The organism is Paraburkholderia sp., assembly GCF_035656215.1.
Lineage (GTDB): Bacteria > Pseudomonadota > Gammaproteobacteria > Burkholderiales > Burkholderiaceae > Paraburkholderia.
This window is the reverse complement of the sequence record NZ_DASRSY010000357.1, coordinates 1-6983: the sequence shown is the minus strand read 5'-3', so window position 1 is coordinate 6983 and position 6983 is coordinate 1. Positions and strand designations below refer to the sequence as shown.

8 protein-coding genes are annotated in these 6983 nt (G+C 63.3%); 5 read left to right on the top strand and 3 right to left on the bottom strand.

Annotation, left to right across the window (positions count from 1 at the left end; translation table 11 throughout):
* Together VFE81_RS21035 and VFE81_RS21030 are read right to left on the bottom strand one after the other, a co-directional pair.
* Positions 1 to 238 (bottom strand): hypothetical protein (locus tag VFE81_RS21035; RefSeq protein ID WP_325046445.1); only part of this gene is annotated, 238 nt, incomplete at its 3' end.
* Positions 239 to 367: 129 nt separating this feature from the next.
* Positions 368 to 949: a DJ-1/PfpI family protein gene (locus VFE81_RS21030; RefSeq protein ID WP_054034667.1), complete on the bottom strand. Its 582-nt coding sequence runs from the start codon at positions 947 to 949 to the stop codon at positions 368 to 370.
* Between the two features lie 147 nt (positions 950 to 1096).
* Between VFE81_RS21030 and VFE81_RS21025 the strand changes: the two genes are divergently transcribed.
* From VFE81_RS21025 to VFE81_RS21010, 4 genes are all read left to right on the top strand, one after another.
* On the top strand, positions 1097 to 1570 hold the full coding sequence (locus VFE81_RS21025; RefSeq protein WP_325046444.1) for a hypothetical protein: 474 nt from the start codon (positions 1097 to 1099) through the stop codon (positions 1568 to 1570).
* A gap of 111 nt (positions 1571 to 1681) precedes the next feature.
* Positions 1682 to 2137, top strand: a complete 456-nt coding sequence (locus VFE81_RS21020; protein ID WP_325046443.1) for an Rrf2 family transcriptional regulator — start codon at positions 1682 to 1684, stop codon at positions 2135 to 2137.
* Between the two features lie 145 nt (positions 2138 to 2282).
* On the top strand, positions 2283 to 2930 hold the full coding sequence (locus VFE81_RS21015) for an NAD(P)-dependent oxidoreductase (RefSeq protein WP_325046442.1): 648 nt from the start codon (positions 2283 to 2285) through the stop codon (positions 2928 to 2930).
* 185 nt (positions 2931 to 3115) lie between these two features.
* Positions 3116 to 5704 carry a mechanosensitive ion channel family protein gene (locus VFE81_RS21010; protein WP_325046441.1) on the top strand — a complete coding sequence of 863 codons (2589 nt, stop codon included), beginning with the start codon at positions 3116 to 3118 and terminating at the stop codon, positions 5702 to 5704.
* 18 nt (positions 5705 to 5722) lie between these two features.
* On the opposite strand, the gene VFE81_RS21005 is transcribed toward VFE81_RS21010, so the two are convergent.
* A complete protein-coding gene (locus VFE81_RS21005; RefSeq protein ID WP_414695630.1) occupies positions 5723 to 6367 on the bottom strand; it encodes a cysteine dioxygenase in 645 nt (214 codons plus the stop codon).
* Between the two features lie 137 nt (positions 6368 to 6504).
* On the opposite strand from VFE81_RS21005, the gene VFE81_RS21000 reads away from it, so the two are divergent.
* Positions 6505 to 6983, top strand: a 479-nt coding sequence (locus VFE81_RS21000) for an Lrp/AsnC family transcriptional regulator (RefSeq protein WP_325046440.1), incomplete at its 3' end; no start/stop codon positions are given.

Sequence of the window (6983 nt, the reverse complement as noted above, 5' to 3'; positions counted from 1 at the left end):
CCGTGAGTGCCTCGAGCGGCGCGGGATGCAGCCCGGGCAAGCCGTCCAGGGCGAGCAGGCCGCGTGCGACGATCAATAGCGCCCCCCACAGCGCGCACGCCGCTTGTACCAGCATGCGCGTGCCCGCCAGACGTCGTGCGCGGTTTTCTCGCGACCAGTTGGCCGGTGTGCGCGCACAGAAAAAAGCAATCGCCATCAACGTGACGGCGAGAATGACGATCCAATCAGTCAGTTCCATCGAAAAAGGCTCCCAAGTCAACCGGCGACTATAGAAAAGCCTTCCGCTGCAAACTATCGGATTATTCTCAAATGCGGGTGTGTGCTGGCGAGCGCGCATTGCCGCGAGGGCAACGCGCTCGCCTCAGGATCAGAGTTCGATCCGCGTGCCGAGCAGCACGAGGAATTGACGCAGCCACTCAGGATGAGCGGGCCATGCGGGAGCGGTGACGAAATTGGCGTCGGTAATTGCTGCATCGACCGGAATGTCGGCGTACTCGCCGCCGGCCAGCTTCACTTCGGGCGCGCAGGCCGGGTAGGCGGAAATGCGCTTGCCGCGAATCACGTCGGCGGCGGCCAGCAGCTGCGCGGCGTGGCAGATCGCGGCGATCGGCTTGCCCGCTTCGGCGAACTGCCGCACGAGTTCGATCACCTTGTGATTGAGTCGCAGATACTCTGGCGCGCGTCCGCCCGCGATTGCCAGCGCGTCGTATTGACGGGGATCGGCGTCTTCAAACGTTGCGTTGAGCGTGAATTGATGGCCAGGCTTTTCGGTGTAGGTCTGGTCGCCTTCGAAATCATGGATTGCGGTCTTGATCTTATCGCCGGCTTTCTTGTTCGGACAGACCGCGTCGACCACATGGCCGACCGCCTGCAGTGCCTGAAACGGCACCATCGTTTCGTAATCCTCGGCGAAGTCGCCGGTCAGGAACAGAATCTTCTTTGCTGCCATCGCATGCCTCCAATTGATCAACGGAACACATCGAACGCTCACGCAGTCTACTCCAACGCATTTGACAGAACCGCGACGGAGGTTCGACGGCGTATCATTGGCGCGTTTTCGCATGCGGAAGCCGCTCAACGCGGCTCACACTCAAATATGACTTTATCTATTCGTTCACCGTTGTTGCGTCGCGTCGCTGTTGTCGCCCTCATGTTCGGCGGCCTGACGGCTTGTCAGAAGAACGATGCGTCGGCGCAGGTCGCCGGCAAGCTCAACGACGCGGCGCAAGCCGCCGGCCAGAAGCTCGATCAGGCCGCCAGCTATGTCGGCCAGCAGGTCGATGCAACCAAGGCCGCCACCCAGCAGAACCTCGAATCGGCGTCTGCGCCGTCGATCACGATCGATCCAGCCTCGCTGGCATCGAGCGCACAAGCCAACCTGCAAGGTGCGGCAAGCGCGACGAACGCGCAACTCGGCAAGGCGGCGGCGCTGACCGGCCAGGGCCTCGAGACGGCGGGGCGCAAGTTGCAGGAGTGGTCGGCGCAAAGTTCGGCGTCGTCGGCGAGCGTTTCGGCTTCTTCGTCGGCGTCGAGCGATTCCAGCGATGCGCAAAAGCAGATGGACAAGTGAGATGGCGGCCTGTGCGTGCGTCTGTTTGACAGCCGGATTGACAGCCGGATTGACAGCCGGATTAAATGTAATTACTATAGTTACATATTGTCGTCGCCGGGCAGGTTTACTGTGAATACGAGTAGCCGGTTTGCGTTTGCGGTGCACGTGCTGGCGCTGCTGTCGTTGCAGGAGGGCGTGCCGCTCTCGTCGGAGATGATCGCGGGCAGCGTGAATACGAATCCGGCGTTGATCCGGCGTTTGTTGACCATGCTGGCCGAGGCGGGTCTCACTACCTCGCAACTCGGCGCGGGCGGCGGCGCGCTGCTCGCCAGGGCGCCTGAGGACATCAGCTTGCTCGAGGTGTATCGTGCGGTGGACGACGCACAATTATTCGCCATGCATCGCGAGGAGCCGAATCCGGCGTGCATGGTGGGGCGAAATATCCAGGTCGTGCTGCGCGACATCATCGACGAAGCGCAGCAAGCCCTGGAAGCATCGCTCGGCGCACGCACGCTGGCCGACGCCACCGCCGACGTGGTACGCGCCGAACGGACGCGTGAAAGCAAACGGCGTTCGCATGGATGACGTAGTCAAGAAGCAGTACAGAAGGGTGCGTGCGATGTAGTCAAGACGCGCGTGCATGAGAACGGACGGGGGCCCGAGCCCCTCTTTTTTCCACACTATATGTAATCAATGTAGTTACATATAAGCTAATGACCGGAGTATCGAAATGAGCAAACAGTTGAAAATCGCGTTGTTTGGCGCCACCGGCACGATTGGTTCGCGGATCGCCACGGAAGCGGGCCGCCGCGGACATCAGGTGACGGCACTGGCGCGCAACCCGGCGCGCGTGCCGGCGGATGTGGCGAATCTGAAAGCTGCGCAGGCCGATCTGCTCGACGCCGCGAGCGTCGGCGCCGCGGTGCGCGGGCACGATGTGGTGGCGAGCGCGTTTGCGCCGCCGCAAGGCGATCTCGCGGCGCTGACCAGGGCGACCCATGGGCTCGTCGACGGCGTACGCGCAGCGGGCCTGAAGCGCCTCGTAGTGGTGGGTGGCGCGGGTTCGCTCGAAGTGGCGCCGGGCAAGCAACTGGTCGATACCGACGGTTTCCCGGACGCCTACAAACCGATCGCACTGGCCCATCGCGATGCATTCGACTACTACCGCGGCGTCACCGACCTCGACTGGACTTTCTTTGCTCCAGCCGCGCTGATCGCCCCGGGCGAGCGCACCGGCACGTTCCGCACGGGCGCGAACACGCTTCTGGCCGACGCCGAGGGCAATAGCCGCATTTCCGCGGAAGATTACGCAATTGCCTTCGTCGATGAATTGGAACAGAGCCGTTTTGTCCGTCAGATCGCGACGGTCGCTTATTGAGCCTTAACGACGAAGCAGGACCGCGCGCGGCTCGTTGCGTGCGTCGTAGCGGCCGTTCGAGGGGATGAGGGCGGCCCGCAAATCCCCGAATTTACGCAAGCTGCCTAACAATCGGTTACGCATGTTCGGTCGCCAGCGGTAAAACTGCGGCTACACTGGCGTCTCCCGTTTTCTCACGGATCGCCATGCAGTCATGCCCGTTGCGGCGTGAGTCCCGGGCCGCCCCGTCCAACGGCGGCCAACCGGCGACTCACGCCGACTTTCATTTTTCGTTCAGTCATTCCGGAAGCCGCGCTCACGTCGCGGCGTGGTTCGGCGCATGGGCGGCCACGGTCTGCCTCGCGCTGATCCTCGGCATCGGGTGGATGCCCGCGACTGCCCAGGCTGCCGGCACCGGCACGCCGGTCATTCCGGCACTGCAGAGCCTGATCAATAGCGCGACGGCGACGCCTGCGTCTGCCGCCTCGGGCGCTTCTGCCGCCGAAGCGGCCTCCGCGCCGTCGCCCGCGAGCCAGGCGGAACTGGCGCGCTCACTCGACAGCGTGATCGCCACGCTCGACAACGACCGGCAGCGCACGGCGCTCGTCGCCCAGCTTAAAAAGCTGCGCGAGGTCTCGCAAAACGTCGCGCCGCCCGCGCCCGCGCAACCGAGTCCCGGCTTGCTCGGCGCGATTGCGTCGGGTATCGCGTCGTTCGAATCCGATGTGCATCAGGGCCGCACGCCGGTGCGCTATTGGGGCGGACGCTTTAATGCGGCCGCCAACGAGCTCTACACGATCGTCTCGGGCCAAGGCAAAGAGAGCTTCGGTCGCATTGTCTTTTCGATGATTGCCATGCTGGCCGGCTGGGGCGCGTGCGCCGGCGCGCTGATTTACGCGCAACACCGGCTATACCGGCGCTTCGGTATTCTCATGGGACTCAACCCGAATCCCAGCACGCGCGAGCTGCTTATCTTCGCGCTGCGCCGCGTCGGCCCGTGGATCGTGGCCTTTCTCGCGGCGCTGCTGTTCGTGCGCGCCATGCCCGATGCGCTCGGTCGCACGCTCGGCATGGTGGTCGCCTATGCGATCGTCGCGGGCGCGGTGTTTTCGGCGATCTGCCTGATCATGTTTTCGCTGTTCGGCTCGGGGCATCGGCGGATTGCGGTGCGCCTGCTGATCGATCACGCGCGGCGCGTGCTGTTCGTGGTGGGCGTATGCGCCGCGCTTGGCGATGCGGCCGTCAACTATGACGTCGAGCATCAGCTCGGATCGAATCTCGCGGCCCTGATTTCGACGGCCGCCAACATGACGGCCGCCGTGCTTACCGGCTATTTCGCGCTGGCGTTCCGCCGGCCCATCGCGCATCTGATTCGCAACCGGCCTTACGAGCAGCGCCACGATCACAGGGCCGCGACCGACGCGTTCGACGTGCTCGCCTCGCTCTGGCACGTGCCGGTGCTGGTGCTCGCCGCCGCATCGGTGGTGGCCACGCTCGGCGGCTCGGGCTCCAGCGAAAACGTGCTGCAGATTTCGGTGGTGACCGCGCTGTTGCTGGTGTTCGCATTCTTCCTGTCGGCCATCGTGCTGCGCATGACGCGCCCGCGCAGCCCGCGTGCCCGCCGCCGCTCGCCGTATCTGACGCGCTTGCTGCGCTTTTGCGGCACGCTGTTGACGCTTTTCATCTGGCTGTTCTTCTTCGAACTGGCGGCGCGTTTGTGGGGTGTGTCGCTCGCGGAAGTCGTCGAGGAAAACGTTGCGGCGCGCGGGATTGCGCATGCCGTGACTGCGATCATCGCAACGGTGTTCATTTCGTGGCTTCTGTGGATTCTGGTCGACACTGCGATTACCGAAGCCCTCAATCCGGGCGGTCCGCGTAACAAGTCGCGCAATCCGAGCATGCGGGCGCGCACGATGCTGCCGCTGCTGCGCAACGTGCTGCTGGTGACGATCATGACGATTGCCGGCATCGTCACGGCCGCGAATCTGGGTATCAATGTGACGCCGCTGCTGGCCGGCGCCGGTGTGATCGGCCTTGCGATCGGCTTCGGCGCGCAGTCGCTCGTGACCGACCTGATCACCGGCCTGTTCATCATCATCGAAGATACGATTTCGGTCGGCGACTGGATCGATGTGGACGGCGGTCACGCGGGCACCGTCGAGCATCTGTCGATCCGCACTGTCCGCTTGCGCGATGGGCAAGGGGCGATTCACGCGATTCCGTTCTCGCAGATCAAGATCGTCAAGAATCTTTCGCGCGACTTCGCCTATGCGGTGTTTGAAGTGCGAATGTCGTTTTCGACGGATGTCGATCAGATCACGCAACTGATTCGCGAAGTCGGCGCCGACTTGATGGCTGACTTCCGTTATCGCCGCGAAATGCTCGGACCGATCGAAGTGTGGGGGCTCGACCGTTTTGATCCGAACTGGATGGTCGTGAAAGGGCAGATCAAGACGCGGCCATTACAGCAATGGAGCGTGGCGCGTGCCTTCAATCTGAGGCTTAAACGCAAGATGGACGAAGCCGGTATCGAGATTCCGGTGCCGCAGATGCGTGTGTACACGTCGTCGAAGGATAGTGAAGGACAGCCTCTGCAGGACGATGACATGTCCGGGATCGGGCCGCATGTGCACGCGCATGCTGAGACGGCTGCTTCGACGCGGGCCGCGCACGCTGCCGCGGCGGTGGCGCGCGATGTGTCGCACGAACCGCGTCCGGCGCCGCCGCCGACCGGGCAGACCGCGCCGATTCCACCGCAGATCCCGACGGCAGGTGAGGCGGGCGGTAAAAGCTGATTACGCTACAGGCGCGTTTCAGACGAGCGCGGGTGCGTCGGTTGCGCGCACGATGTCGTTGACGTGCGTGGCGATCTGCGCACCCGCGACACCGTAAATATGCAGCGAGACAGCAGGCGCGTCGCTGCAATTTCCCAGCCGGTGAATGCCACCCCTTCCGCCGCGCACAAATGACACGGCGCCGGTATTGAGCGCTTGTGTGCGGGTGGCGCTGGCGCAGTGCTGTGCGCCATTCCATTCGAAGACCGTTTCGCTCAGCGTGCCGTCGAGCACCGCGTAGCCGCACCACGTGTGATGGGCATGCACCGGGCTCGCCTGGTGTGGCTGCCACACGAGCGCGGCGATTGCATAGCGGCCATGCGGATCGGCGGCCAGCAGATGACGGCGGTAATTTTCAGCGGAGCCTTCGCGTTGCGCCGGGTTGAGCAAGCCGGGATTCGCCGCGGCTTCGGCAAGCGCGATGCGCATGCTGCGCGCGAAGAAGGTCGAATCCGACGGCTCGGGGAATTTCACGCAGGCTTCGAACATCGCGTCGAGCGCGTCGCACAGATGCGCGAGCGGCGCGCTGCGGTGTGCGTGCGAGGGCGTTTCATTCGCCTCGGCGAACTGCGCGGCGTTGACGGCGGAACGGGTGACGGATGCTGAACGGAGGTCTTGGCTCATGATCGCTGCGCAGCGGTAGGGCTGCTTATCGGCTATTTTTGATAGACACATTTATACCCGTTTGCCTGGAGAAAGAGTTTCCATATAATTCCCCTTGGAGTCTTAAAAGTAGAATAATTTCCTATAGAGGTGTGATGATGGGAATGGATATCATCGATCGGAAGCTGCTTGAGCTGTTGCAGGAAGACGCAACCATGCCGATCGCCGAGCTGGCGCAGCGCGTGAACCTGTCGCAAACGCCTTGCTGGAAGCGCCTGCAGCGTCTCAAAGAGACGGGCGTGATTCGCGCGCAGGTGGCACTGTGCGATGCGCGCAAACTTGGCGTGGGCACGACCGTGTTTGTCGCGGTGCGCACGAATCAGCACACCGAGGCCTGGGCGCAGACTTTTACGCGTGCTGTGCAGGCGATTCCGGAGGTGGTGGAGGTGTACCGGATGAGCGGCGAAACCGATTACCTGCTGCGCGTGGTGGTGTCGGATATCGACGACTACGATCGTGTCTACAAGCTATTGATCGCCGCCGTGCCGCTGTATGACGTGAGCTCGAGTTTTGCGATGGAGCAGATCAAATATTCGACGGCGCTGCCGGTGCGGCCTTCGGCGGTGGTGGAAGGCCG

Excerpts from the sequence above, each read along its gene's own strand:
- VFE81_RS21015 (WP_325046442.1), top strand. The coding sequence starts at position 2,283 with ATGAGCAAACAGTTGAAAATCGCGTTGTTTGGCGCCACCGGCACGATT.
- VFE81_RS21010 (WP_325046441.1), top strand. The coding sequence starts at position 3,116 with ATGCAGTCATGCCCGTTGCGGCGTGAGTCCCGGGCCGCCCCGTCCAAC.
- VFE81_RS21025 (WP_325046444.1), top strand. The coding sequence starts at position 1,097 with ATGACTTTATCTATTCGTTCACCGTTGTTGCGTCGCGTCGCTGTTGTC.
- VFE81_RS21030 (WP_054034667.1), bottom strand. The coding sequence starts at position 949 with ATGGCAGCAAAGAAGATTCTGTTCCTGACCGGCGACTTCGCCGAGGAT.
- VFE81_RS21005 (WP_414695630.1), bottom strand. The coding sequence starts at position 6,367 with ATGAGCCAAGACCTCCGTTCAGCATCCGTCACCCGTTCCGCCGTCAAC.